Here is a 26,619-nt window from a genome sequence, read left to right on the forward strand (position 1 = left end):
TCAATTGTCCTTTGTCCTTTGTAATCCTCTGTCTTGAGTCCAAGGGTTTTCCACTAATGACCAATGACTAATGACTAATGACTAATGACCAATGACTAATGACCAATCAGAGTTTATCTCAGAAATTATCCTTGGGTGCATATACGTTCCCAAATGAATGCGTTAAATTGTTAAATCGTGGGCGAAAAACAGAGGTTAGGAAGAAATGGGTGTTGATTCAACTGCTACATCTGACGAGGTGGTACTGCCGTCCAATGGACACAAAGAAGTGAAAAATCATAAGCAAAAAAAACTGTTACCACCTAGTCCTACCACAGGAGATTTACCTCGCTCCTGGAAAATTGAGGATAGTGAAGCCTTATACCGGATTGAAGGTTGGGGACAACCTTATTTTTCCATTAGCGCTGCTGGACACGTTACCGTGTCACCCAAGGGCGATCGCGGGGGATCTCTTGACTTGTTTGAATTAGTCAACGCCATGAAGCAGCGCAACTTGGGACTTCCCATGTTGATTCGCTTTTCCGATATTTTAGAAGATCGGATTGAGCGGTTGAATGCTTGTTTTGCCAAAGCGATCGCCCGCTATAATTACCCTGGTGTCTACCGTGGCGTGTTTCCCGTCAAGTGCAACCAAGAACGGCATTTGATTGAGGATTTAGTCAAGTTTGGCAAACCCCATCAATTTGGTTTAGAAGCCGGTTCCAAGCCAGAATTAATGATTGCTCTGGCTGTATTGGATACACCAGGAGCATTGTTAGTTTGCAACGGCTACAAAGACCGAGAATACATCGAAACGGCAATGTTAGCCCAAAGACTAGGGCAAACACCAATCATCGTCTTAGAACAGATTGAAGAGGTTGATTTGGTGATTGATGCCAATCGTCAGTTAGGTATTAAGCCGATATTAGGTGTTCGTGCTAAACTCAGTACGCAAGGTATGGGACGTTGGGGAGCCTCTAGTGGCGATCGCGCTAAATTTGGTTTGACAATGCCTGAAGTAATCGAGGCTGTTGACAAGTTACGCGAAGCTAACCTGCTCGATTCTTTGCAGTTAATGCACTTCCACATCGGCTCACAAATCTCTGCCATTAATGTGATTAAAGATGCCATCCAAGAAGCCAGCCGCATTTATGTGGAATTGTCGATGCTGGGGGCAGATATGAAATACCTTGATGTTGGTGGCGGCTTGGGCGTAGATTATGATGGCTCCCAAACCAACTTCTATGCATCGAAAAATTACAACATGCAAAACTATGCCAACGACATTGTGGCAGAGTTAAAAGATACCTGTGCAGAGCGGCAGATTGCCGTACCAACACTGATTAGTGAAAGTGGACGAGCGATCGCTTCGCATCAGTCGGTGCTGATTTTCGACGTTCTCAGTACTAGTGATGTCCCTCTCGATTCACCAGAACCTCCACAAGAGGGAGAATCCCCGATTATTAATTATCTTTGGGAAACTTACCAATCCATCAACCAAGAGAATTATCAGGAATTCTACCACGACGCTGCACAATTCAAAGAAGAAGCCATTAGCCGCTTCAACTTAGGAATATTACGCCTCAGAGAACGAGCCAAAGCCGAACGCCTCTACTGGGCTTGTTGTCAGAAAATTCTCAACATCACTAGACAGCAAGAATACGTACCCGATGAACTGGAAGACCTAGAGAAAATCATGGCTTCCATCTACTACGTCAACATGTCAGTGTTTCAATCAGCACCAGATTGCTGGGCGATCGATCAACTATTCCCAATCATGCCAATCCACCGCTTGGATGAAGAACCAACGCGGCGGGGGATTTTGGCAGACCTTACCTGCGATAGTGATGGTAAAATCGACCGCTTTATAGACCTACGCGATGTCAAATCGGTTTTAGAGTTGCACACCTACAAGCCCGGAGAACCCTATTATTTGGGAATGTTTCTGAATGGAGCTTACCAGGAAATCATGGGCAATTTGCACAACTTATTTGGGGATACTAACGCCGTTCACATCCAATTGACGCCCAAAGGCTACCAGATTGAACACATTGTCAAAGGTGACACCATGAGCGAAGTGGTAAGCTACGTTCAGTATGACTCCGAAGATATGGTGGAAAACATTCGCCAGCGTTGCGAGAAAGCATTAGAAGAAAAGCGCATCACCCTAGCAGAATCTCAGCGACTGCTACAAACCTACGAGCAGAGTCTCAGAAGATATACGTATCTAAATAGTTAGGAGTTAGGAATAAAGTTAGGAGTGAGGAGTGAAGAGTTAGGAATAAAGTTAAGAGTTAGAAGTGAAGAGGAAAACACGAAATAATAACTCCAAACTCCAAACTCCAAACTCCTAACTCCAAACTCCAAACTCCAAACTCCAAACTCCAAACTCCAAACTCCTAACTCCAAACTCCTAACTCCAAACTCCTAACTCCAAACTCCTAACTCCAAACTCCAAACTCCTAACTTCTAACTCCAAACTCCAAACTCCAAACTCCAAACTTTAAGTTGCGTTTGTTCCCAACAATTCCTCAATCGCTTGTAGCTCAAGAGGCGTATGTGATGGCGGAGTCTGACGGGCATCGGTAATCAGCCAGTCTAGAGCAGCCGCTTGAACATCTATTGCAGCGCCAGTTTTATCCACGCAATAACGTCCAAACACTAGCTTATCGACTAAACGGACTCCTGGCCCCAGGCGCGACCATTCAAAAATCACGCTGTTTTCTACTGTTGCGCCACTACATATCCAACAATTAGGGCCAATCATCGCTGGGCCGACAATTTTAGCTCCGTCTTCTATTCTCGTCATACCGCCAATGTAAACTGGGCCTGTGATATCCACTTTGTCCCAATTTACGGCGACATTTAAGCCAGTGTAGATGCCAGGGGCAACTTCATGACCAGGAATTTGCACATTCTTGATTTCACCCAGCAGTACACCGCGAATCGCCCGCCAATAATCTGGTACTTTACCAATATCTACCCATTCAAAGTCCATAGGGATGGCGTAGAAGGGAGCTTTGATTTCTACCAATTTGGGAAACAATTGGCCACCAATGTCATATTCGACACCAGAGGGGATATAGTTAAACACCTCTGGCTCAAAGATGTAAATACCTGTGTTGATGTTGGTGCTGAGGGCTTCTTCAGTTGAAGGTTTTTCTTGGAAAGCTTTAACACGCCCCTCTTCGTCAGTGACTACTACACCGTAGCTAGAAACTTCTTCCTTGGGGACAGATTTTGTAATAATAGTAGCGATCGACCCTTTAGCTCTATGCCATTTAACCGCCGCAGTTAAATCCAAATCAATTAAAGCATCACCGCACAACACCACAAAGGTATCGTCAAAAAAGGGCGAGAAGTCTTGGATGCGGCGCATCCCTCCAGCTGAACCAATTGCTTCGCCTTCCAGTTTCCCGTCGTCATCAATTTTCCCTTCAAAGGAATAGGCAATTTGCACCCCAAACCGCTGACCGTCACGAAAATAGTTTTCTATTTCCTCAGCCAAATGACTAACATTGACCATAATTTGGTCAAATCCATGTTGGCGTAACAGTTCCAGCAAGAACTCCATCACTGGCTTTTGCAGGATGGGAATCATTGGTTTGGGAATTGTATAGGTAATCGGACGCACGCGAGTACCCTTGCCAGCCGCGAGAATCATCGCTTTCATAAAATTTATTCCTCAACCACAAGCCAGTTTACTTTTATCGAGTGATACTTAATCATCAATTTTTATTTCTGCTCTAAGTTATCCCTTAAACAGGGATAACAGGAATATAGTGGTTATTGCAACCATAGGTATACTTAGATGACAAGCGATCGCTTATCTTTTCAATTTACTCGGATTTTGGGACTGAATCAAAAATCTATAAATTATCTGTAATGCTACTTATCGCTTTGTTAGTTCATCGGCTGCTCAAAAGGTTTACCAGTCTTAGCTGATGTAAGTAGCCGAACTTTAATCTCATGGTAGAACTCCTCTTGAAATAGCTCTACTTTCGATTGAGCCGAGAGTAACAGTAGCGCCCAGAAAACGCTAACTAAATGACTGTGTTTAGAATCATGTCCAGACCCATTTTGGTTGAGAAGCTTTGTCTGAGTCCATAACTCTACAAGTTGTTCTAGATTCAACCAATTTTGTTCTAAATTTAGCTCCCTTGCCGACACATTCAACACCTGCTCTAGTTCCCTAGCTACTTCCGTCAGATTTTCCTGGTGAGCTAACTCCAGCGCCTCCCGCATACTTTGGACGCTAGGCAGCCGTCTGGGACGGATAGGTTTGCTGACTTTTTCTACCTGTTTTAGCTGGTTCGCCATAATCTGCAATTGCTTGATTAACTCTTGCAGAGTCACGCGGCGCTTTGGTGGCGGCATTGCCGATGGACGACGACGCAATTGCCGTTCTAATGGTAGACGATGACCCTGATGTGATATTCCGTCTTCATCTTCCAATAGGGCATCATCTACTACACAATCCTGGACATCTTCTACTGTTGACAATTGCATCAAGGTATTGGCTTTGAATAATACCAGCATTGATGCTGACAAAAATGCCTGTCCAGATTGAGACAAGTCCGATTCATAACCTCTTCCTATTGCCTCCGGTGCCATCAGTTCTAAGTAACGGTCAATCACCTCAATCACTTGGACATCCCAAGGATCAATTTCTCCCTGTTGGGCTTGGTAAATCAGGAGTGTGATTGTTTCTAATAGCTTGGAAGCTTCCATTAACGGGTTCTAAGTTAATTAATCAGAATCAATCACCATTGTGAATTGTGAGATCAGATTGTGCAACTTTGGGCATTGGGCATTGGGCATTGGGCATTGGGCATTGGTTATTAATTCTTCTCCCTCATCTCCCCCTGCTCCCTCATCTCCCCCTGCTCCCCCTGCCCCCTGCCCCTTTGCCCTCTCAATCAGGCGGCGAGTCATGAGCAATAGTGACAGTTGATACAAAGTCACTTGGCTTGCCGCTCTTGATCGCATCGAAAGTGCCTTTGATAGTACCAGCAATGGGAACAGCAACAAGCGTCCCCAATAACCCAGCAATCTCAAATCCCATCAAAATAGCTACGAAAATCCAGATGGGATTAAGCCCAATAAAGTTGCCGAGTAACCTGGGAGCTAACAAGTTATCTTTAAGCTGCTGCATGAGAATTGCCGCGATCGCAACTTGAACTGCCAACCACCAATTTTGCAGCAGGACTAAAATCGTCACTAGACCAATGCCGAGAGATGCCCCGATAAAGGGAATGAGTTCCGAGATACCGATTAATATGGCAAACAACAGGGCAAAGGGCACTTTCATCACTAAGAAAATTGGCGTCAGGGTTAGCACCATGAACAGTCCTAGCAACAACTGGCTGAGGAAAAAGTTCTGAAAATTTAGGCGCAAGGATGCGGTGAGGGGATCTCCGATATTAGAGGGCAAAAGATTGATCAGACCATACCAGACGCGATCGCCATATAAAAGCATATAAAATGCAAGCACGATTACTAACACTACGTCAAGTAATCCTGAGAGCAGTGTTCCAGCAAATCCCACTGCACCAGAAGCTAGTTGTTGTACCAGATTCTGAATGTTGGCATTGATTTGACTGCTCACAACCCTCAAATCAATTGGCAAACGTCGTTGTTTTGCCAGCATCTCAAACTGCTTTAAGTTTGCTTGACTGGCGCCTAACCAATCAGGGATATTATTTAACAGTTGAACTGTTTGATCAATGATCAACGGCACTAGAGTAACGCCCAGAATCCCAAACAGGGTTAATGTTGCAAGTAAAACTATGATCACCGCCTGAGTGCGCGTGATCCGGGCACGTTCAAAGAACTTAACCGGGTAATTTAGTAGAAAAGCCAAAATCGCTGCAATGATCAAGACAGTAATGGGATGCTGAAAATAGCGAAAAAGCACAGACAGCAGCCAGACATTGAGAGCGATAATCGGGCCGCTTAGACCATAAATTAACAGGCGTTGAAGGGAGGCCGAACGGCGCATCTTATGCAACCTATTTTAGATATTCTTTAAGAGAATTTGTAAAATTCTTGATGGTGCTGATCATCATCATCATAGATATTTTTAACAAAGACATGTATAAGCGTATCTGATAACAAGGAAGTAAATCAAAATGGACAAAACCGTAGCTGACCTTCGCAAAGACTACACCTTGGAAGGTTTGAGCGAACTTGAAGTTGACCTCAATCCGTTTATCCAATTTAAAAAATGGTTCGATCAGGCACTAGTAGCGCAACTCCCAGAACCCAATGCCATGACCATTGCTACCGCTACACCAGACGGTAAGCCCTCAGCCAGAATGGTGTTACTCAAGGATTTTGATGAACGGGGCTTTGCCTTCTTTACCAACTACAACAGTCACAAAGGACAAGAACTGGCAGAAAATCCTCAAGGGGCTTTAGTGTTCTGGTGGGCAGAACTGGAACGTCAAGTGCGGATTTCGGGGTATGTAGAGAAAGTTTCCGAAACTGAGTCCGACCAGTATTTTCACAGTCGCCCTGCCAACAGTCGCCTGGGTGCGTGGATATCTAATCAAAGCGAAGTGATAGAAAGCCGAGAAGTCCTAGAGCGACGTTTGCAGGAGTTTAAGAGCAAATACGAAAATGAGGAGATTCCCCGACCGCCTCATTGGGGAGGCTTACGAGTGATCCCCACAGAAATTGAGTTTTGGCAAGGCCGCCCCAGCCGTCTGCACGATCGCTTACTCTATAGCCGTTTAGATAATGACACTTGGAAAATTGAGCGGTTGTCACCGTGAGGGGATGAGGGGGATGAGGAGGATGAGGGGGATGAGGGGGATGAGGGGGATGAGGGGGATGAGGGGGATGAGGGGGATGAGGGGGATGAGGGGGATGAGGAGGATGAGGAGGATGAGGGGGACAAGATAAATTTTCTTTCTCATCTCCCCCTGCTCCCTCATCTCCCCCTGCCCATTCCCCACATTCCTCTTACCACTGGGTGATCAAATCTTGAATTGCTGCCCGTGCTTCTGATAGAGATTGGGTACGGGCATCACCTTCATCCAGGCTATTGGCGTTAATAAATTGAATGTCTGTAATCCCAATAAAGCCGAAAATCGCCCGCAGGTATGGTTCTTGGAAGTCGTAGGCAGCGAAAGGAGATGTCGCGCTAAAGTCGCTGCCGCGAGCTGTGATGATAACTGCCTTTTTACCCTCGACTAAGCCTCTAAAGCCTTGAGCTTCTACAGCAAAAGTCCGGTTAGCGCGAACGATTTGGTCGATGTAAGCCTTAAAAGTGGAAGGGATATTCAGGTTATACATTGGCACTCCAAAGACGTAGCGATCAGCTGCCAAAAACTCATCAATCAGTTCGTCAGAAATCCTGATTGCCTCAGTTAATTCTGAGGTATGGGTTTCTGGTGGTGAAAATGCAGCCGCAATCCAAGCTTCATTAACGTGAGGAACTGGGTGACGCCCTAAATCTCGATAGGCGATCGCATCTTCAGGATGTGCTGCTTTCCAACTACTGACGAATTCCTTAGATAGTTCTCTGGAGTGCGATCGCTCACCACGGGGGCTGGAATCAATATGTAGAATGTTTACCACCAAATATCTCCTGATTTAGCTAAAATTTACTGCTTTTACTTTTTTTGAGTTTTTATTTCAAAGCATTACATTAGATACTAAAAGTAACTAGTTACTAAAGTAAAGTAGTTACCATAAAGTAACTATCGGACAATTTTAGCTAACTTATCGATGTCTGTCTCTAAAAATCCTGATGCTTGCCCTGTCAGTATTCTGATGTCCTTACTATCAGGGCCTTGGACAATGTATATACTGTGGGTGTTGTGTAATAGCGGGCCTACTCGCTTTGGTGCATTGAAACACCTAGTTGAGGGCATCTCTACCAAAGTTCTGACGGAAAGACTGAGGATGCTTGAGGCAGCAGAAATTATTTATCGCCAGTATGAACCAACTGTCCCACCCCAAGTAACTTACGGTCTTACAAAACGTGGTCAAGAACTCATTGAAATCCTTCATCAACTCAATGCACTTGCTGAACGTTGGTATGGCAGCCAACAACGGGAACATAGCAACAGTAATATTTAACGGATCGCTTGAATGTAATCTTTAATATAAACAAACTCACCAGGTAGATCGAAGAATCCCATAAAGATGCCGCCATCAATGCATTCCCCATGCAGTTTGCGGATGACAGCCGGTTCATAGACCAATTTCGGTCGGAAATTGCTCAATGACTTAATCGGGCAGACACCGAGGATCAGTCGATGCTTACGGCGATGGCGACCAACAACTTGAACGCGTTCGTTCATACCCCAGAATCCATTGTAGATGTACAGCAATTGACCTTCCGAAAAAGAATGCGTCGATTTTTGGAGGTTGGCAGCAACCAGAGGAATGTTGTCCATCGTCGGGTTAATGCCGAGAAATCTACTACCACAGAAGTAGCGAAGCAGAATCTCATTGATCTTCTCGATGTGTTGTTTCTGCATGAAAGGCGTGCCTTAGAATAACATTACTCATTTTTACAAAAAGCTGGGGGAAGTGTAAAAAAGCCGATGGAGAATGCATCGGCTTTGGTGACAATATAAACAGATGAATAGTCTACTGTTCCTGGATCGCTGCTGCTTTGGAAGGAAACTGAATTCTGGGATCTGGCATGAAATTGTATCTCAAGTACAATCCTCCCCAGACAAACAGGATAATTAACAATGCACCAATACCAAGGGGACTGGGAAGCCAGAAAACGGTTTCTATGTGGTTTAGCTCACCAGGTTGAAGTTTCCACACTAATCGATTGCCATTCTTTTCTGGCTCTATGGCAGTTTCAGTTAGTTGAATATTTTTGGCTCCCCAAGGAGTCTTCAAGCTAAATTCCAAGTCGAGAATTGAACCAGCATTAGCTAAGACGTTACCTTTGCTGGCAATTAGAGATAGCGATCGCAAATCCAAATCATAAATCAATCGATTTCTGACCAAAAGTAAAAAATTGTTTTGTTCCAAAAGGACGTTTGATTCAATTTTCGGCAGTTCTGAGTCAGATTGGCTCCCCACTGACTCAGAGGCTTGATTCGCACGGGAGTTAAAAAATTCGTTGAACTTCTCTTGCAATTCCCTACCGCTACTAAAAGGAATTGTGACAATGATTTCTTCTTGGGAAACTCGCTGCGTTTTCCCTTCTAGTTTACGGGCGCGGTGTTCTATGCTATTTAACCATTCATATACATAATCGCCACTAAAACTAGTTAGCCGCTCTCCCAGCTTAATATGTTGTACTAGTTCGCCACTATTTGAATTGTCAAAGTTAAGTCCCACATCGTACTTAACACAGCCAGTTAGTAGCAGGGATGTTAACAGCACTAGCCACAAAATAGGATTTCGCTTGGGAAAGACGCGGTTCATTCGATTTCGACCATTCATATCATGTCCGGATAAATAGTTATGATTCCCACAGTCATTGCACCCCACCCCCAACCCCTCCCGAAGAGCGGGGAGGGGAGACAAAGCATAGCTTTGGCGGGGTGGGGTTCTTCGGGTTTAATAAGTAATCAAGCGGACATGATATCAGTACTGAGAGAAATTTCATATTTGTCAATACAAAACTAAATGGTCTAATTAGCCAAAAGAAAATCTTTCCGAAAATTGAAGAATTGGAAACCATAAATCTCCCCAAAAGTCAAACTTTTTAACCAATCTTGACTTCTACTACTGGGCGGCGCAATACGGTTCGGTTAACTTGCTTTATCTCTCGAAGATCCCCCCAACCCCCCGATAAATTGGGGGGCTATTTTTCTTCCTCTATCCTCTTAAAAAGGGCAGGGCTGTTTTTATTCCTCACCCCCTTAAAAAGGGGGTCGCCGCAGGCGGGGGGATCTTATCCGAACTATATTGCTGAGTAAGGGACGTTTTTCAAAGGCAGAAAAGAACCCCAGCACGGAAATATCCTCTTGTTAGGATTAGCTAGGGGTTCCTGAAAAATTCAACCAAACCAAGTACGAGATGGTTAAACCAATGGCAATTAGCGCCACCCAGATAAAGCGATTATCTCTGGTATTGACCTGACTGAGGTCAACGAATTCTGGCTCGGCAGGTTTAGGCTTTTGCTGCACAGAAGATTTAGTAGACTTAGCAGGTACAGAAATTTTGAGTTCATTATCGGATAGTGCGCCCAAATCGGGGATTTGGGTCATCCACTCGCTGGGTCTTTTCAGCTTTGGTGCTTTCAAGATGTAAAGCATCCGTCGCGCTTGTTTGCTAATTTCAAAATGGACATGGCGTTTGAGTCTTTCGCAAAGAGCGATCGCATCATCCGTGCGTCCAACAGCTTCATAAGCTGTCACCAGATAGATTTCTACTTCCCCCCCAAGGCGAGAATTACGAGCTAACAGGGCGCTGGCCTTTTCTAAATTTTCTATGGCTTCGCGGTATTGCCCATTTTCAAAGGCAGCTTTCCCAGCCTGGTAGCGGGTTTTAGCAATTTCTAAACTTTCTACACTCACGGCTTATATAAAAATCAGCACTATTTTAATTTTGCCAATGCCAGCAATCTTTTGGGAATTTTTTCAAAAGCTGGCAACCTGAAACTAAATAAACTTCTAAAATTTTAACTAAGTAGCTGCGATTATTTTCTGATTAAAAATTCCGGTATCAAATACAAGTGAGCAAAATATGTTGAAAATCAAGCATTCGCAACTGAATTGGCTCTTAGCAGGTATGACTTTAGCAGTTATGGGTGTAAGCATTGCTCCAGCTTCTGCACAGTCTGTGATCGTAATTGATGGTGCTTATGGAGTCAGGCGATCGCCTGCTGTCGGTTCCTTTATTTATGGTAGTCCGATTCTCACACCTATGCCTGTAGACCCAGCAACGGGACTCATGCCACAACGCAATAATTACCCCGATTATTACTATCCCCAGTTCAGGCAGAACGTGAGAAATTCCACGCTGATTAATCCAACTTTGATTAATCCGGCAATTCGAGACTCAACCATAGTTAATCCGGTGATTATAAATAACTCATGGCGACGTACACCATTTAGCGGCGGGCGATCGCGTGTTTTCATTTATCCCCGGTAAAGTTATGCTACCGTGTACACACAAGTCTTTTAGAGTGGCTCCACAGACTTTTAATCCCCCCAACCCCAATACGCTTGGGTTAAGCAAATTTATCTGTTAAGGCAGGCTGTTCTTGAGCAGGGGAGGCTGGCGTTGCAGGGGGAGAGAAAAGCTTAACTGAACTGTATTGCCCCTAACCCCTCTCGAAAAGCAAAGCTGTTTCATTCACTCATATCATGTCCGCATAAATAGTTATGCTAACCACAGCCATTACACCCCACCCCCAGCCCCTCCTGCTTGCGGGGAGGGGAGACAAAGCTACGCTTTGGCGGGGTGGGGTTCTTCGGGTTTAATAAGCAATCAAGCGGACATGATATCATTGGCTCAAAAAAGAGTTGTGTTCTGAACGAAAAGAGTTGTGTTCTGAACGAAAAGAGTTGTGTTCTGAACGAAAAGGGTTGTGTTCTGAACGAAAAGGGTTGTGTTCTGAACGAAAAGGGTTGTGTTCTGAACGAAAAGGGTTGTGTTCTGAACGAAAAGGGTTGTGTTCTGAACGAAAAGGGTTGTGTTCTGAACGAAAAGGGTTGTGTTCTGAACGAAAAGACTTGTGTTCTGAACGAAAAGACTTGTGTTCTGAACGAAAGTACTTGTGTGTACACCGTAGGTAAAGAGATGAGGCAGATGAGGAAGAACTTTTTACTCCAAACTCTAAACTCCTAACTCCTCACTCCTCACTCCTAACTCTTACTACGTAAACTGCGAACCCAAAATCATTGTCCCAATTCCAACATCAGTAAAGATTTCGAGTAACAGGGCGTGGGGAATGCGACCATCGATGATGTGTGCTGCACGGACTCCTTGAGCAAGCGATCGCACACAACAACTGACTTTGGGAATCATCCCACCGCTAACTATACCATTGGCAATCAACTCGCGGGCTTCACGAATATCTACTTTTGGAATCAAAGTAGATGGGTCTTTGTAATCTTTTAAAATTCCACTGGTGTCAGTCAGTAAAATTAACTTTTCTGCTCCTAGTGCAGCAGCGATTTCTCCTGCTACAGTATCGGCGTTAATGTTATAAGCTTGCCCGGTTTCGTCTCCGGCGACGCTGGACACTACCGGAATATAGCCATTGCTAGCGAGGGTGTCCAAAATCTTGATATTCACATTGCTGACTTCCCCCACAAAACCGATGCCTTCTTGACCTTGGGGACGGGCTGTAAATAGATTACCGTCTTTACCGCAAAGTCCTACAGCCAATCCACCAGCTTGGTTAATTAGCGCGACAATTTCTTTGTTAACTCGACCAACTAAAACCATTTCTACCACATCCATTGTGGCAGCATCAGTGACTCGCAGACCATTCTTAAATTGTGGTTCAATTCCCAGCTTATCTAACCAACTGTTAATTTCTGGGCCACCGCCGTGTACTACAATTGGACGCAAGCCCACGCAGGATAAGAATACAATGTCGCGGATAACTTTGTCTTTGAGTGTGCTATCTTTCATCGCTGCGCCACCATATTTGACAACAACAGTGCGACCGGCGAATTGTTGAATATAAGGTAGTGCTTCGCTTAGTACACGCACACGAGTGGCTTCAGCTTGCCTGATGTATTCAGAATCGTTGACCGTCATGAGGAGCCGCCGTTAAGAGTTAAAACCTATTCCAGTCAGTGTAGAAGACTTTGTAACCTGTAACAATGTCTCATAGCTGCGAAAAGCAAAATAAGCTTTTTGTATAAATATTACTCACAAAAACCTACTTTTAAAATAGAAGATTAGGTGCGAAGTAATTGAACAAGGTTGCAAACAGGTTGTCTACTTACTGTTAGACATTCTGCGTAGGCGTAGCCCGCCGTAGGCATCGCTTTGTCAATTTTTCCCTCCCATGCTATCAACAGTATTAGGACTAGCCCTTTCAAGGTGGTATAACTTACGCATTGACAAAAAATACCAAATATGAATCAAGGTGAAAAACCATATCTTTCGTAAGGGCACAGCATTGCTCATTGGTGTCAACAAAAGCCTAGAAATAGGTTAACTGTTGGCTTCCTAACCCGCCTAGAACTAAAGTTCAAGGCTAATAGTTAAAGTCTACTGAAGTAGACTAAAGATTTTTGCGGATATTTAGTAATCTTTAGATTACTTTTGCTATTAGCAAGGAACTTAAGTTTCTTGCGGGACATAACTTTTACGTTAAGTTGACACGTATGAGCAATGCTGTGCCCCTACAGCATGGTCTATTTACGATCGCAGGATAATTAAGAAAAGCCTGAAAACTTCCTCAAGCTCGTTAATTCACATCAGAATGCATTTGTACAGTGCGTAAGTCCTAGGTGGGTAAAAATTTTGGTCAAAAAATTCCTTTTTAACTAGTTCGGTGGGTTTAAGTCCCCCGGTTCAATAAAAATTTTGTTTTGTGTTGGGGTTAAATCCCCATTACAAAACAAAATTTACGAACTTGTACTGAGCGACTTGTGCCGACTTGTGCCGAGCGACTTGTGCCGAGCGAAGCCGAGGTAAGTCGAGGTAGCGAAGCCGAGGTAAGCCGAAGTATTACGAATTACGTTAGCGTAGCGGTAGCGATAGCGCAGCGTTAGCGAGTCATCGAGCGTCGGAACGAGCGTCATTACGAATTACGAATTATTTAAGTCCCGTAGCTTTTTTACTAAAAAGCCTCATTGAAAAATGAGGCTTTTAGAATTTTTAATTTGAGAGATTAAGTCAGCAGTACTAGCGTAGTCCTCTGAGTGTAACAGACCGTTGTAACTGAGCTAAAGCACGGTTGTAATCCAAAATTGCTGTGACTCGATTACCTTCAGCTCTTGTGAGGTCGTTTTCAGAGTTAATGACATCAGTTTGAGTGCCTACACCAGCTTGGAATCGCAAACGCGCTAAACGTAGAGCTTCCCTAGCTTGTTCTAAAGCGGTATTAGCGGTTTGAACATTCTCCAAACTAGATTGCTGGGTAGAAAAAGCTTGTTCTACCTGAAAGCGAATTTGGTTGCGCTGTTCGGCAAATCGAGTTTCTGCGAGCGCAATATTAGCTCTTGACTGATCTGCTCTTGCTCTTGCTGCTCCTCCATCAAACAAATTTAGGCTTGCCCTAACTCCCAATGAATAACCATCAGTAATGCTGACACCATCATCGAACTGATCTAGTAGGTTGTAGCTGGCTACCAAACTAACTTGAGGGCCTAGCTCCCCAAGGGCTTGCCTACGTTGTTGTTCGCTGATATTACGTTGTGCCAAAAACTGTTGCAGTTCGGGACGATTTTGAAAAGCTAACACAATACTTTGTTCTAGCGTTGGGTTCCAAAGACCAGCCAATTGTACAGGGTCAGCGGCACTGATATTCACCGCTTGTGCCAAACTCAACCGAGTTGCTAAACGACGACGGGCTATTGCCTGCTGGGATCTAGCAAGGGTTAGGTCTTGTTGGGCATTTGCTAAATTAACCTGCGATCGCAACACATCAAACCGTGTACCAACCCCAGCTCGCTCTAATGCTTCTGCATCACGCAAACTAGCCTCAGAGTTCTGCACAGCCGATTCAGCGATACGTACTTGTTCATCTGCTTGTTGCAAATTGTAGTAGTCTGTGGCAACATTCAGGCGGATTTCCTCAGACTGAGTTTCTACAGCCAACTCATTGAAACGTACCTGTTCTTCAGCCGCTCTGATGTTAGCTTGTACTCTCCCAGAAGTGTAGATGTTATATGACAGTTCTGCTTGACCAGAAAAAGATGTACCAGCTTCATCTCCTGGCTGTGGTATGCCCGTCTGTTGTTCTCTTTGTTCCAACTGAAGCTGAGTATTAGCAGACTGAGTGCGAGTAATATCCGAACTAAGATTAAGAGTGGGTAATAAGGCAGCTTGCGCCTCCCGTAGGGCAGCTCGATTGCGTTCTAGCTCCAATAGAGACACCTGTAAATCCCGATTATTCTGCCGTGCTAGCTCCAAAGCCTGTGCCAAAGTAATCGGCTGATTTGCTTGAAGTGTCACTTCCGCCGGTTTGGTAGGAAATTGCAGGGGATTTGAGCTAGGAATCAGGTTCTGTGGAATTTGCACCGGCCCTGACGGCGCAGGAGTTACGGTTCTCGGCACAGTGGAAGGTTGCACCGAACCCCCTGGCACAGGAATTATGGTTTCCGGCACTGTGGTCGGTTGCACTGAACCCTCTGGTGCAGGAGTTACGGTTTCCGGTGCAGTGGGAGTTGGCGTTGATTCTGTCGGAATCGGGTTATTACTCTGAGCAATGCGTAAGCCAGCAGCATTTTGTTGTAAGCAGGTACTTGAGGCCAGTAGCAAAGCGGCTGAGGAATCAGTTTTGCTTTTCCCTAACTCCTGTGGACATTGTTGCGCTGACAACAGTTTTGCTGATCCTACACCTGTAGCTGAAGTTTGTAAAAATGTCCGCGACTGAGTAACAGTATTTATCTTTTGAACCACTGGCTGCTGTGCAGAAGACAGGGACAAAATTTCTTTTTGGACAGAAGAGGGTTTTAAAGTGTAGTTGGGAACTACTATGCTCTTTGATTCCTGCCCATAAGCATTTGAATTACTGTTTTTTTGGTTATTTTGAGCAGAACGGCTGACAGCAAGCTGTTGGGAAGAATTAGAGGTAGGTGTCAAACTGAAAAATCTACCTTCATTTTTCTTAAGTACTTGTTTTATCGGCACAACAGTATTTTCAGCCGTAAACACTGGAATACTGTTATTACTTAAAGGCTTCATACTAAGTTTAGTGAAACCGAAAGCAGGTACTAGGGTTGGAACACTAACATTTGCACCGTTATGCAGTTGCGTATTCATGATGCCCCCAACTAAGTCTTGACCATAAGTGGAAGTCAAAACACTAGGAGAAGAGGCCAGCCGTACCCCAGTTAGTTTTACAGTCCCAGCCCAAGTCGGCTGAGTTGTTAAGACTGCTGCTGTCACACCAGGCAATAAGCTATGGAATAATTGCTGTCCTTTCACCGCATCCCTCACACGAAAATCAATCTAGCGGCAGAAAACCTTTCTTCACCACAGAATATAGCACGATACTAAATTTAGGAAAGAATATACTACGATACTAAATTTAGGGTTCGGAACTCTGTTTGTCTTCAAAACGTCTAACAATGCGAGAAAGTTCCGCCTTTTCATCGATACTAACGCGAGTAGGAGCACCGCTAATAATCCGTTCGTAGTTTCGGAATGAATCTTTGATATCGGGCCCGTCAGCAGTAATATTATACTCACGAATGCCCTTATCGTGCCAAGAGCCTCTCATTTTAAATACGTTAATTGCCCGCGACATTTCTCCCCGAATTTCTACGTACTGGAGCATCAAAATTGTATCGGTGATCGTGGAAATATGAGAGTCAGTAATGGAATGCGCTCCCAGAAATTGATCGGTTGTGTTAGTAAAGAAACCAGTAATTTCTTCTTGTTTAGCATAACCCGTCACACCAATCACAAACTGCCGAAATGCATTATTGCTCACTCCTCTCGCTAGTGCTGAGAGTGAATCAATGGCGATGCGGGCTGGTTTGAAGACAGCAATTTCTGATTTAATAATTTGTAAGTGGTCTTCTAAACCAGTTGATTCGGGATAGGTACAAATTATTTTGAGTAAACCTTGATCTTCTAATTCCTCAAAATCAATTCCCCAAGAGGAAGCATTTCGAGATAGTTGGGCGCGTGATTCTTCGTAAGCAAATAATATTGCCTGTTCTCCATTGAGACAGCCATCTTGAATAAACTTACTTACTAACAGGGTTTTGCCAGTCCCTGTAGCTCCTGTTGCCAAAATAATCGAATCTTTAAAGAAACCACCACCGCACATTTCATCTAAAGTTTTGACACCAGAAGATACCCTGACATTAGAAGATCGTTGAGTCAAGCGCATTGCTCCCAGTGGGAAGATGTTAACCCCTTCATTAGTAATCGTGAAGGGATATTCGCCTTTCATGTGAGTTGTGCCGCGCAACTTGAGAATTTCAGTTGTGCGACGGCGGCGTTCTCCTTCTAAAACGTTGCGAACAATTACTACATTATCGGAAACAAATTCTTCCACTCCAAAAGAGGCAACGGGGCCATATTCTTCGCTACGTTCAGTTGTAATAATAGTGGTGACATTGAGTAGTTTCAGACGGGCTACTAGGCGAAAAATCTCGCGCCGGACTACTCCCATCGCTTCATACTGCTGAAATACTGCTGTTATTGAGTCGATTGAAACTCGTTTAGCTTTGTATTTGCGAATCGCATATTGCAATCGCTCAATTAGTGCAGACAGGTCAAAATTCCCAACTATATCCTGTCCTTCAGGATCGGGAGATGCATCAAGAATAAACAACTTGCCTTCCTCAATTAGGCGTGGCAGGTTCCACCCAAAAACATGAGCATTTTTAATAATATCACTGGGTGATTCTTCAAAAGTAACAAATACTCCTGGTTCGTCAAAGTAGGTGATGCCGTTATAGAGAAACTGAAGAGAGAATAAAGTTTTGCCTGTACCGGAAGTGCCACTTATCAAGGTAGTTCTACCAATTGGTAAACCACCATGACTAATATCGTCAAACCCTTCGATCATCGTGCGAATTTTTTCTACACCTCCAATTTTCGGTGTCTTTTTTGGTTTTAGTTGCTCGGTTTCACTCATTGTTTGATAACAAAAGGGTATTAAATAATTCGTAATGACGCTCGTTCCTCGCTACCGCTACGCTAACGTAATTCGTAATGGGCTTCTCTTCGAGACGCTAAACGCGAACGCCCCGCAACGCTTTCGTCAATTTTGTTTTGTATTAGCGAAGCGTTAGCGAGTCCGCGAGCGTCTGGGGATTTAACGCCAACACAAAACAAAATTTTTATTGAACCGGGGGACTTAAACCCACGGAACTAGTTAAAAACTGTTTTTTATGACTAAATTTTTGACTCTATTTTGGCGAGGCTATTTGTAAACATGGCTCCCCTACATAGTTAAAACTTTCGCTCATTCATTATTTTCCTCTTCAAAATCTCCTTCACTCAGTTCTTCATAAAGCAAATCTAACCCAATCAATACTCTTTCCCTATCTGAAAGATCCCCGATAATTTTGCGAACGGGTGGAGGCAAAATTTTAGATAATGTTGGCGTCGCCAATATTTTATCTTCTTCTGCCAGTTGCGGGCTTTTCAGTACATCGATCACTTTTAAAGCATAAACACCTTTAAACTCCTGCTCTAAAATATTTTTGAGTGTTTTTAATGCCCGGACTGAATTAGGGGTATTCCCTGCTACGTAAAGTTTGAGAACGTAGGTTTTTCTGGCTTTATCCATATACTTACAAGCTAGTCATGAGAATATAAATACAATATTTGTTTGCCCATTGTCGGTGGCTAACAACATCGATAAGTTTAATTTATCTAGAAATTGAACTTCTATAGAGTTCGCACAGGTGAGCGAGGATATCTATCAACGTTAGACGGTAATCAAGTAACGCTTCATTGCTCCTTCCTTCTAATTTTAGCTGGTTAGAAAATTCTTCAATTACCTCCATGTGAATTTCAATGATTTGAGGCACAGGAATATTCGCATAAAATATAGTATTGATAAATTTATCAATTTTTTCTTTGAGTGTTTTATCTGTGGTAAAATAGTTTATAAGAATCAGGCTATAATCTGATTTAAGGTGTCTTAATAATCCTTGCCTTTCTGCTGGAGTCATCTCCTGGAAATGCTGTTGGCTTTTTTGGGTGTGACTGGCAAATACATAAATGTACTTGTCAGTGGATGCTTGATTTGGATTTTGTTGGAGCCAATTTGGTAAATAGTTTATTTTTCCAGAGGTAGTTGCAGCAACGGGTAGATAGCAAAACTGAGCAATAATCGCGTCAATAACTTTCCATACCCATCTGCTCCAACCTTTTTGGTTGTCTAAGTCAACTAGATTATTTAAATATTTCTTAACATCAGGTTGCAGAATCAATATCGGTAATAACATTTATTCTTAAATCTATCTCATTGATCGCCTTGACCAAGAAACGTGGGCTGATCAGTTTGGCTAACGCTTCTAAGGGAATACTAGGTGTGCAGTAAACTGGTGATTCCACCCCAAAATAAGGCTCTATGTTAACAGGTAGTGCTAGCACCGCAAGGCGGAAGTCAAAAGTCAAAAGTCAAAAGTCAAAACTTTTGTATATCAAGGCTTTTACTTGTTTAAAATGGTAGCTTGATTTACGCCTTGCGGTGCTAGCCACTCAACAACTAAGTGCAGCAACTGAGTAATTGGACTTAGTAGGTCTTTGATGATGAGGTATCTGTCGGCATAGCAAGACACAGTAGCTGATTTATTATTTGCATATTTACGTATGTAAATAGATAGATTTTTTTATTTTGCTCCTTGATAAGATACTTAAACGAACTTAAAGGATTGTCCCATTCTAAATCATTATAATTCCTCAAGGTTCTAAAGCGATTCTTTGGGGCCATAATTGTTTTAGCTGTCGCTATCGATGAGGAGTTTAAATACCAGTAAGACACTGGGGAGGCTAGTTGCTAGAACTTAGAAACGTCGCCTCTTGGAAAAATATAAAGGACGCAAAAGTGCCCGTGAGGGGAAATTCCGTTTTTTTTTAATGGCGTTGAAATAACCAGAGTTGCTTATATGAGTCTTCTTAGAGGATATGGCTTCAGGCGAAAACACCATCAACAGTTGACAGATGGAAATGCCGGAGGGTTCCACAGGAAGAATGACCCCAAAAGCCCTATGTTAATGCTAGATTACCCGCTTTATGACTTTCAGGCAACCGTACCTAGCTGCTCCCAAACAAGTTCTCTGGCAGTGGTGTTGGAGATTTTTGAGCAAGAGCAGTGCGATCGCTTGGTAGTATTGAATCAACAGCAATCCCCCATCGGATTGCTGTATTCTGCCCGTTTAATCCAAAAATTATTAGTACATAGTGACGATAAAAATCTAAATTTACATCAATCACTCTCTATCTGGGGTCAAGGTTTAATTGAGCCAATACAGACAATATCAGCTTCTGAGCGTGTAGAGCAATTAGGCTTGCACTTGTGTTATGCACAAGCCGAAAAACAGCAGAACTTAGATTGGGCGCTGATTGACTCTGATGGTCAATATTTGGGGCTGCTGGATAGTTCACGCCTGTTGCGATCGCTGGCTAAGGAACGCATGGCTGGGTTACAAAGTTCAGCCATCGAGAGGTCGTCTGGTGAGCAGCCGCCAAATGAACCCAAGTCATTGGGACACCAGCCACTGGTACAGTTGCTAGAAAGACTGCCTTGGCCTTTGATGTTGCAAACGGGGACTGGCGAGGTAGTAGCACGAAATCCCGCCTGGTGGGAGCAATTAGGAGCCTTGAAAGATCCAGAAGGAGTTAGGCAACAGGTGGAGGCAATACTTGTCCCTAAGCTTTCCGAAAAACCAGAATATGTCAGCCAACGAGCAATCAAGGTTTATCCCAATGGTAGGGAGAATGGGCATGGTGGTGAAGAGGAACTGACCCAGCAAGAAGCATCACCAGATGCTGTATACAGTCGCTGCTATTTGGATAGTCAAGTAGGTACTTGTACTTGCGTTGTCGAAGTGCAAAATGGTCAGGAGCGAATCTGGCAATTTGCCAAAATTCCCTTAGATAGTCCTGAGTTTCAAGTCATGAGTGCTGAAGCTGAGGTTGCACTCAGCGAGGATTTGTGGTTAGTTTTAGCTACTGATGTGACTGAGCAGCAGCAGCTTTGCAAAGAATTGGCAGCAAAGAATGCTGATTTAATTCAACTAAATCGGTTGAAGGATGAGTTTTTAGCTTGTATTAGTCATGAACTCAAAACTCCCTTAACTGCCGTTTTAGGATTATCGCGGTTGCTGGTGGATCAGCAGTTGGGAGAACTCAACGAGCGTCAAGCCCGTTATGCAGGACTGATTCATCAAAGCGGACGCCACCTGATGAGCGTGGTTAATGACATTTTAGATTTGACCCGGATGGAAACGGGACAAATGGATTTGACGCTAACTCCGGTGAAAATTCAGGCTGTGTGCGATCGCGCCTTATCAGATGCTAAAGCTATCCACACTCAAACTACCAAAACTACATCTGCCTCGCCAACTCAAAACGCCCGTTCATCTGCTCCCCAATTCTGTCTTTCCATTGAACTAGGTTTAGACCAGATAGTGGCAGATGAATTGCGCTTGCGCCAGATGCTAGTACACCTACTTTCCAACGCCTTTAAATTCACCGAAATATCTGGTGAAATCGGGCTACGGGTGAGTCGTTGGGAAGGATGGATTGCCTTTACGGTTTGGGATACAGGCATTGGGATTCCTGAACACCAGCAACACTTAATCTTTCAAAAATTTCAACAACTAGAAAATCCCCTCACCCGCCAATTTGAAGGCACTGGTTTGGGGCTGGTATTAACCCGGGCCTTGGCTCGTCTCCACGGAGGAGATGTCAGCTTCTTATCGCGTGAAGGAAAAGGTAGCCAGTTTACACTACTTCTGCCGCCCAGTCCCCCGAAAACAGGCTTTTCGGAACCAGATATGGGAATCAAAGAAGAGGAAGAAACGCGACACCAATCGACACGGGAAAACTCAGCCGCCGCTCGTTTGCATGTTACTACGTCCACACAGCATCATCCCGCCAGTTCGCAACGGTTGGTTTTGGTAGTCGAGGCAGTAGCCAGATATATTGAAGACTTGACCGAACAACTCAAAGGTTTAGGATATCGGGTAGTAATTGCGCGATCGGGGACAGAAGCAGTCGAAAAAGCTCGGCGTTTGCAACCAATCGCCATATTTTTGAATCCGTTACTACCCCTGCTATCAGGCTGGGATGTGCTGACTTTACTGAAATCTGACACCGCAACCCGTCATATATCTGTAATTGTGACAGCGACGGCAGCCGAAAAGGAGCAAGCATTTGCTAACCGAGCCGATGGTTTCTTAAGCTTACCAGTAGAGAATCACCTTTTAGCACCAGTTCTCGAAAAATTATGTACTTCACCAGCAGTTTTGCCGCAAGGGTTAAACAACAGCGCAATTATCCCAACTAAAACCCCACTGCGAATTCTCAGGTTGGTGAATCCCCAGTTGGAATCGGTCAATCCCCACCCCTCACTTCGAGAACACCGGGTGATTGAAGTAGATGACCTAGATCAAGCAGAACTTTTGGCGCGGGTATGGCAGTTTGATGTTATTTTGCTAGATGTCGAAAGTACCACCGCCCAAATTTATCTGCAAGAACTAATTCAGCACCCACGTTTGGCGGCTATCCCACTAGTTACTTGCGATGTCGCAACCACCCTAATAGCTTCAAAAATACCAGAGTTATCTGTATTTCCTTACTTAACACCATTTGCTAAGGACAACAGCAGTCGCACTGAGAAAGCAGATGCCTTACTATCAGTATTGGAAATTGCTTCTGGGATTTGCTGTCCTGCTAACATCTTGGTAGTGGATTTAACAATGCTGCGTGATTTACCACAGGTAAGACGCAAGCAAGTTAAGGCTTCTCGGACAGCAAAAAATTGCTCAATTAGCAGTGAAACTGCTGAACGGGGGTCTGAGTGGTTCCAAGCTTTAATTCAGTACCTACAAACAGCAGGCTTCAAAGCGGCGATGAGTCCCTGTTGGGCAGAAGTGTTACAACAAATTCGCCACCAAAGCGTTGACTTACTGCTAATTTGTTTAGGAGAATCCGCTATCCACAAAGACGTACTAAAAGCACTGAAAACATTGGGAGATTCGCCTGACAAATTACCACCAATTTTAGTACTGAATCAGCGATTAAATCATCCAGAAACCAGTTTCCAGCCTGGGGTAGCTTATAAGGAAATTGATAAGCAGAAGAAGAATGGTTTGGAATCTATAGAAACTGTTGTTGGTGCGATCGCTACTCAAATATTACCGCGATCCATATCAATGGAAGACCTCTTAAACCAGATCAATCACGCTTTAGCTGTCAACGGTTACAATCACAAATGTTAATGATTATTGAGAAGAAAATTGGTGGCGATGTCTACGACGGTCACTGAGCCAAGTCGTTGGCGCAGCCTAAGAAGAGAAGTGCGGGCTATGACGCTCGATGACTCGCTACCGCTACGCTATCGGCGTCGCTATAATTTCTGTTGCTGGGTGGTAAATATCCAATGTGCTAAAAAAGCAATACCTTGACCAAATAATTACTAATATCATGTCCGCTTGATTACTTATTAAACCTGAAGAACCCCACCCCGCCAAAGCTGTGCTTTGTCTCCCCTCCCCGCAGGCTCTTAGGGGTTGGGGGTGGGGTTGTTTTATTATGGGTAATTATCCGAACTTGATATAATTCGTAATTCGTAATTCGTAATTAAATGGGTATAGCAGCCCACACTGAAATCAAAGATTTCAGTGGTCAACAATCAGTGGAGGATACAGAGCCAACACTGATTGTAACTACGAATTACGTTAGCGAACGCGAGTGCGTCTCGTAGAGAAGCGTTAGCGACGTTCGCGTAGCGTCTCGCAGAGAAGGAGCGTCATTATCAATTACGAATTATTTTGACTCAGTTACTTACAGAATATCGATCTCGTCCCTGCTGTTTCGCAGCATAAAGGGCTTTATCTGTCAAGGCAATCAGTGTATCTGGTAAATTTTCCGGTATCGGAATGGTACTGGCAACCCCAAGACTGACGGTTACAATCTCACTTACATCAGAGCTTGAGCCTCTGTATATCGGTTACACTGACCTGGGAATCCCGATCAACAGCTGCCTTTAAGCGAACGATACTCTCACGAACTTCTGGATCAAACAGAAATGTGCCTAAATGTCCAATGTCTTTGAGTCGCCCTGTCATTTGGTGCATAATCAGTTGAGAGGTTGTGGAGTAGAAGTAATACACACTCGCACTGGTCACACCCACAGATAGCGCTGCGATCGCTAGACCCAGCTTGACTCCAAATAACATTTTCATAAACAGGTATCTATCTGCTCTTGATGTTAGATTATAGTTCCCCCAATTGCCATAAAACTTGCGAAGCTGTCAACCTAATTCATAATTAATAATTACTAATTCATAATTGCAATTATGAAGGGGCATAAAAGGGCGCACTGATTGTAGACCACTGAAATCTTTGAATGAGCGTGCTTGCTCTGAACCCATAAAATTTATGAATTATGAATTATGAATTAATAATTATTTGGTCATTTGCCGTTATGATATGTCTATTTTTTCACTTTTCTTTTTCTTAAAAGGAACTCGAACCAAGTTATAAGCACCCTTGGTTGATAAATTCTTGTAATCATCTGGCTGTAAGTCCATTTGTAAAAACTTTTTCTGTTCAGCCAACAGCAGCACCGAGGCAGGTTTTAGTCCTTTGGCAGCCTGGTTTTTGATATGCTCTATAGCCTCTTGGGGAAGTCCTAAATAATTTACATGAATGTGGCTGTAAAATACCACACTAGGCTTTTTGAAGCCAAGCATGATCAATTCTTCATTTGGTTGTTTTGCTTCTAGAATGACCGCAGACAACTCCCTTAAGGGTAATTGACGTTCTCGATCAATAAAAAACGAAGCAGGCGTTAAGACAAAAATTAAAAACGCCACAAACCCTATTAAATTAATACCGAGAACCTGGTTCCATTGGCGATTTAGTAATAAACCTGCAACTAAAACGGCACAAACCAGCCACATTACCCCGGCTATTACTGGTAAACCAGTTCGTTGAATTAGTTCGTGGAAGTTACTTATAGCTGGATCAGTACCTAATATGTGGGTTATGTTAAACAGTGCTGTAGCTAGAACTGATAAAAAGACTACATTCACCCAACCACTCACCCGGAGAAAAGAGGGTGAGATGGGAGGAGTGGGAGAGGAGGAAACAGGAATTGTTTGCCTAGCCTCTGTATCCTGGAAAAAGTCGCTCCACAATAGGGCTACTAGGATGGCTGCTGCTGGCATTAAAGGCAACACATAGCTAGGGAGTTTGGTAACAGCAATGCTGAAAAAACCAAAAATGCTAGCAAACCAGAACCAGGCGAATAAACCAAATTGCTGAAAACGTTCAAGGGATCGCCAGTGCGATCGCTGCCAAAACTTTAATCTTACTATAGAGAGTGGTAAATACACTGAGTAAGGCGCAAAACCCAGCAGCACTACTAAAAAGTAAAAATACCAAGGTGCTGAGTGACCATTAACGACTTCTGTAAAGCGTTCTAGGTTGTGATAACCAAAAAAGGCATTAATATAATTCCAGCCATTGCGCCAAATTACTAAAGCATACCAGGGCACTGATAAACCTAAAATTATCAATACACCCACGAGAAGGCGCATTTCTCGCAACACCTCTCGAAATTTTCCCACATAAAGCAAAAATACGGCAACAATTAACCCTGGTAACACAATTCCCACTGGGCCTTTAGTCAAAATTGCGCCAGCAATCAGCACATAAAAAGCTAAATACCACTTATTAGGGAATGGGGCATGGGGCATTGGGGATTGGGCATTGGTTATTCTTTCTCCCCCTGCTCCCCCTGCTCCCCCTGCTTTCCCTGCTCCCCCTGCTCCCTCATCTCCCCCCACTCCCCACTCCCTACTCCCTCCCTTACCTGCGTAGCCTAGAAAGAAACATAACAAAGCTGATGCGATACATCCGGTGAGCAGCATATCAGAGACACCGGTTCTCGCCCAAATAATAGTTTCGGGATTGAGTGCCATGAGCGCTGCTGCTATAAAAGATGTTAAATAGCGGCGAGTAGGACGTGAAACTTGCTCTAATTCGTCTTGTTTAGCGAAATACCACTGTATGGTGTAAAAAGCTAAACAAACTAAGGCGAATGCTGCGATCGCTGAAGGAAGGCGTACTGCCCACTCATTCACCCCTATAATTGCGTAAGCGATCGCTTGACACCAGTAAATTAAAGCAGGTTTATCGAAACGAGTGTCACCATTGAAAAATGGGGTAATCCAATCACCTGTGACGAACATCTGGCGGGAAGCTTCGGCAAAAAGCGGCTCTGTCTCATCAATCAAGCCAATATTGCCCAAATTCCACCCAAAAGCTGTCCAGCCAATCACTATCAACCACAAAATCGACACAGTTCTACCAAGGGCTGGATTCTTTGCTATTTTGTTGAACCACTGATCAACAGTGTGCTTAACACTCAATTTCATGCTCATTAGTCAATAGTCAACAATCACTACTCAATAGTCGTTGGTTATCTATCTTTTGTTCTTGGAAGTTTTCAATTCAACAATTTTCCTCTCCTCAGTACTCTACACTTTTTCTTGTTCAGTAACGTTAGTTGCTCTAATTCACCAAAGAAACTTCTCCAACACGTTAGTACACTGTGTTGAAAGTTTACCTAACAAAGGCAGAGGGCAGGGGAAAGAAAATATATTTTTTGCTCTCTGCCACAGGGTTTAGAGCAAGTAAATTGATTATTTATGACTTACGTACTGTACAAATGCATCGTGATGTGCATTACCTATATTGAGGAAGTTTTCAGGCTTTTCTTAATTATCCTGCGATCGTCAATAGACCATGCTGTAGGGGCTAAGCTTTTGCTGTGCCCTTACGAAAGATATGGTTTTTAACCTTGCTCCATATTTTGTATTT

General features: G+C 43.7%; 24 protein-coding genes. 6 read left to right on the forward strand and 18 right to left on the reverse strand.

Annotation, left to right across the window (positions count from 1 at the left end; genetic code table 11):
- Nucleotides 1-205: 205 nt before the first annotated feature.
- On the forward strand, nucleotides 206-2,218 hold the full coding sequence (gene speA / locus LC586_RS06800) for a biosynthetic arginine decarboxylase (RefSeq protein WP_229483832.1): 2,013 nt from the start codon (nucleotides 206-208) through the stop codon (nucleotides 2,216-2,218).
- Nucleotides 2,219-2,482: 264 nt separating this feature from the next.
- On the opposite strand, the gene LC586_RS06805 is transcribed toward speA, so the two are convergent.
- From LC586_RS06805 to LC586_RS06820, 4 genes are all read right to left on the reverse strand, one after another.
- Complete coding sequence (locus tag LC586_RS06805) at nucleotides 2,483-3,652, reverse strand: nucleotidyltransferase family protein (protein WP_229483833.1); 1,170 nt, start codon at nucleotides 3,650-3,652, stop codon at nucleotides 2,483-2,485.
- A gap of 230 nt (nucleotides 3,653-3,882) precedes the next feature.
- Nucleotides 3,883-4,710: a segregation/condensation protein A gene (locus LC586_RS06810; RefSeq protein WP_229483834.1), complete on the reverse strand. Its 828-nt coding sequence runs from the start codon at nucleotides 4,708-4,710 to the stop codon at nucleotides 3,883-3,885.
- An 18-nt stretch (nucleotides 4,711-4,728) separates the two neighbouring features.
- Nucleotides 4,729-4,914 (reverse strand): hypothetical protein, encoded by a 186-nt coding sequence (locus tag LC586_RS06815; RefSeq protein ID WP_229483835.1) that lies wholly within the window; start codon nucleotides 4,912-4,914, stop codon nucleotides 4,729-4,731.
- A complete protein-coding gene (locus LC586_RS06820; RefSeq protein WP_229483836.1) occupies nucleotides 4,895-5,980 on the reverse strand; it encodes an AI-2E family transporter in 1,086 nt (361 codons plus the stop codon). The genes LC586_RS06815 and LC586_RS06820 overlap by 20 nt, the downstream gene beginning before the upstream one ends.
- Nucleotides 5,981-6,110: 130 nt before the next feature.
- On the opposite strand from LC586_RS06820, the gene pdxH reads away from it, so the two are divergent.
- Nucleotides 6,111-6,755, forward strand: a complete 645-nt coding sequence (pdxH, locus tag LC586_RS06825; RefSeq protein WP_100901663.1) for a pyridoxamine 5'-phosphate oxidase — start codon at nucleotides 6,111-6,113, stop codon at nucleotides 6,753-6,755.
- Here the strand turns inward: pdxH and LC586_RS06830 are convergent.
- Entirely contained in the window at nucleotides 6,704-6,880 is a 177-nt protein-coding gene (locus tag LC586_RS06830) for a hypothetical protein (RefSeq protein WP_229483837.1), read from the reverse strand. The genes pdxH and LC586_RS06830 overlap by 52 nt on opposite strands.
- 65 nt (nucleotides 6,881-6,945) lie before the next feature.
- Nucleotides 6,946-7,563 (reverse strand): FMN-dependent NADH-azoreductase, encoded by a 618-nt coding sequence (locus tag LC586_RS06835; RefSeq protein ID WP_229483838.1) that lies wholly within the window; start codon nucleotides 7,561-7,563, stop codon nucleotides 6,946-6,948.
- A 150-nt stretch (nucleotides 7,564-7,713) separates the two neighbouring features.
- Between LC586_RS06835 and LC586_RS06840 the strand changes: the two genes are divergently transcribed.
- The gene (locus LC586_RS06840; protein WP_229483839.1) at nucleotides 7,714-8,067 is read left to right on the forward strand and encodes a winged helix-turn-helix transcriptional regulator; all 354 of its coding nucleotides are present in this window, start codon (nucleotides 7,714-7,716) and stop codon (nucleotides 8,065-8,067) included.
- On the opposite strand, the gene LC586_RS06845 is transcribed toward LC586_RS06840, so the two are convergent.
- The 3 genes from LC586_RS06845 to LC586_RS06855 form a co-directional block, all read right to left on the reverse strand.
- Nucleotides 8,064-8,471, reverse strand: a complete 408-nt coding sequence (locus tag LC586_RS06845) for a hypothetical protein (protein ID WP_229483840.1) — start codon at nucleotides 8,469-8,471, stop codon at nucleotides 8,064-8,066. The genes LC586_RS06840 and LC586_RS06845 overlap by 4 nt on opposite strands.
- A 112-nt stretch (nucleotides 8,472-8,583) precedes the next feature.
- Nucleotides 8,584-9,399, reverse strand: coding sequence for a DUF3153 domain-containing protein (locus tag LC586_RS06850; protein WP_229483841.1), 816 nt, complete (start codon nucleotides 9,397-9,399; stop codon nucleotides 8,584-8,586).
- 536 nt (nucleotides 9,400-9,935) lie between these two features.
- A complete protein-coding gene (locus LC586_RS06855; RefSeq protein ID WP_229483842.1) occupies nucleotides 9,936-10,478 on the reverse strand; it encodes a tetratricopeptide repeat protein in 543 nt (180 codons plus the stop codon).
- Between the two features lie 169 nt (nucleotides 10,479-10,647).
- Between LC586_RS06855 and LC586_RS06860 the strand changes: the two genes are divergently transcribed.
- Nucleotides 10,648-11,055: a hypothetical protein gene (locus LC586_RS06860; RefSeq protein WP_229483843.1), complete on the forward strand. Its 408-nt coding sequence runs from the start codon at nucleotides 10,648-10,650 to the stop codon at nucleotides 11,053-11,055.
- Between the two features lie 726 nt (nucleotides 11,056-11,781).
- Here LC586_RS06860 and argB read toward each other — a convergent pair.
- The 6 genes from argB to LC586_RS06890 all read right to left on the reverse strand — a co-directional run bounded on the left by argB (nucleotide 11,782) and on the right by LC586_RS06890 (nucleotide 19,179).
- Nucleotides 11,782-12,675, reverse strand: coding sequence for an acetylglutamate kinase (argB, locus tag LC586_RS06865; RefSeq protein WP_229483844.1), 894 nt, complete (start codon nucleotides 12,673-12,675; stop codon nucleotides 11,782-11,784).
- Between the two features lie 1,098 nt (nucleotides 12,676-13,773).
- Entirely contained in the window at nucleotides 13,774-16,020 is a 2,247-nt protein-coding gene (locus tag LC586_RS06870) for a TolC family protein (RefSeq protein WP_229483845.1), read from the reverse strand.
- A 103-nt stretch (nucleotides 16,021-16,123) separates the two neighbouring features.
- Nucleotides 16,124-17,686, reverse strand: coding sequence for a circadian clock protein KaiC (kaiC, locus tag LC586_RS06875; RefSeq protein ID WP_229483846.1), 1,563 nt, complete (start codon nucleotides 17,684-17,686; stop codon nucleotides 16,124-16,126).
- 330 nt (nucleotides 17,687-18,016) lie between these two features.
- Complete coding sequence (gene kaiB, locus LC586_RS06880; RefSeq protein WP_229483847.1) at nucleotides 18,017-18,343, reverse strand: circadian clock protein KaiB; 327 nt, start codon at nucleotides 18,341-18,343, stop codon at nucleotides 18,017-18,019.
- Nucleotides 18,344-18,425: 82 nt separating this feature from the next.
- Nucleotides 18,426-19,007 (reverse strand): circadian clock protein KaiA, encoded by a 582-nt coding sequence (locus tag LC586_RS06885; protein WP_229483848.1) that lies wholly within the window; start codon nucleotides 19,005-19,007, stop codon nucleotides 18,426-18,428.
- Nucleotides 18,976-19,179, reverse strand: coding sequence for a hypothetical protein (locus LC586_RS06890; protein ID WP_229483849.1), 204 nt, complete (start codon nucleotides 19,177-19,179; stop codon nucleotides 18,976-18,978). The genes LC586_RS06885 and LC586_RS06890 overlap by 32 nt, the downstream gene beginning before the upstream one ends.
- A 593-nt stretch (nucleotides 19,180-19,772) precedes the next feature.
- On the opposite strand from LC586_RS06890, the gene LC586_RS06895 reads away from it, so the two are divergent.
- Nucleotides 19,773-23,009, forward strand: coding sequence for a hybrid sensor histidine kinase/response regulator (locus LC586_RS06895; protein ID WP_229483905.1), 3,237 nt, complete (start codon nucleotides 19,773-19,775; stop codon nucleotides 23,007-23,009).
- A 27-nt stretch (nucleotides 23,010-23,036) separates the two neighbouring features.
- Entirely contained in the window at nucleotides 23,037-23,195 is a 159-nt protein-coding gene (locus LC586_RS06900; protein ID WP_229483850.1) for a hypothetical protein, read from the forward strand.
- Between the two features lie 371 nt (nucleotides 23,196-23,566).
- Here LC586_RS06900 and LC586_RS40530 read toward each other — a convergent pair whose 3' ends face one another.
- The 3 genes from LC586_RS40530 to LC586_RS06915 form a co-directional block, all read right to left on the reverse strand.
- On the reverse strand, nucleotides 23,567-23,737 hold the full coding sequence (locus LC586_RS40530) for a GGDEF domain-containing protein (protein ID WP_309143366.1): 171 nt from the start codon (nucleotides 23,735-23,737) through the stop codon (nucleotides 23,567-23,569).
- Complete coding sequence (locus tag LC586_RS06910; RefSeq protein ID WP_229483851.1) at nucleotides 23,715-23,975, reverse strand: hypothetical protein; 261 nt, start codon at nucleotides 23,973-23,975, stop codon at nucleotides 23,715-23,717. Before LC586_RS06910 ends, LC586_RS40530 begins: the two co-directional genes overlap by 23 nt.
- A gap of 240 nt (nucleotides 23,976-24,215) precedes the next feature.
- Complete coding sequence (locus LC586_RS06915; protein WP_229483852.1) at nucleotides 24,216-26,180, reverse strand: ArnT family glycosyltransferase; 1,965 nt, start codon at nucleotides 26,178-26,180, stop codon at nucleotides 24,216-24,218.
- Nucleotides 26,181-26,619: the final 439 nt, after the last annotated feature.

The sequence above is a fragment of the Nostoc favosum CHAB5714 genome (assembly GCF_020829495.1).
Lineage (GTDB): Bacteria > Cyanobacteriota > Cyanobacteriia > Cyanobacteriales > Nostocaceae > Nostoc > Nostoc favosum.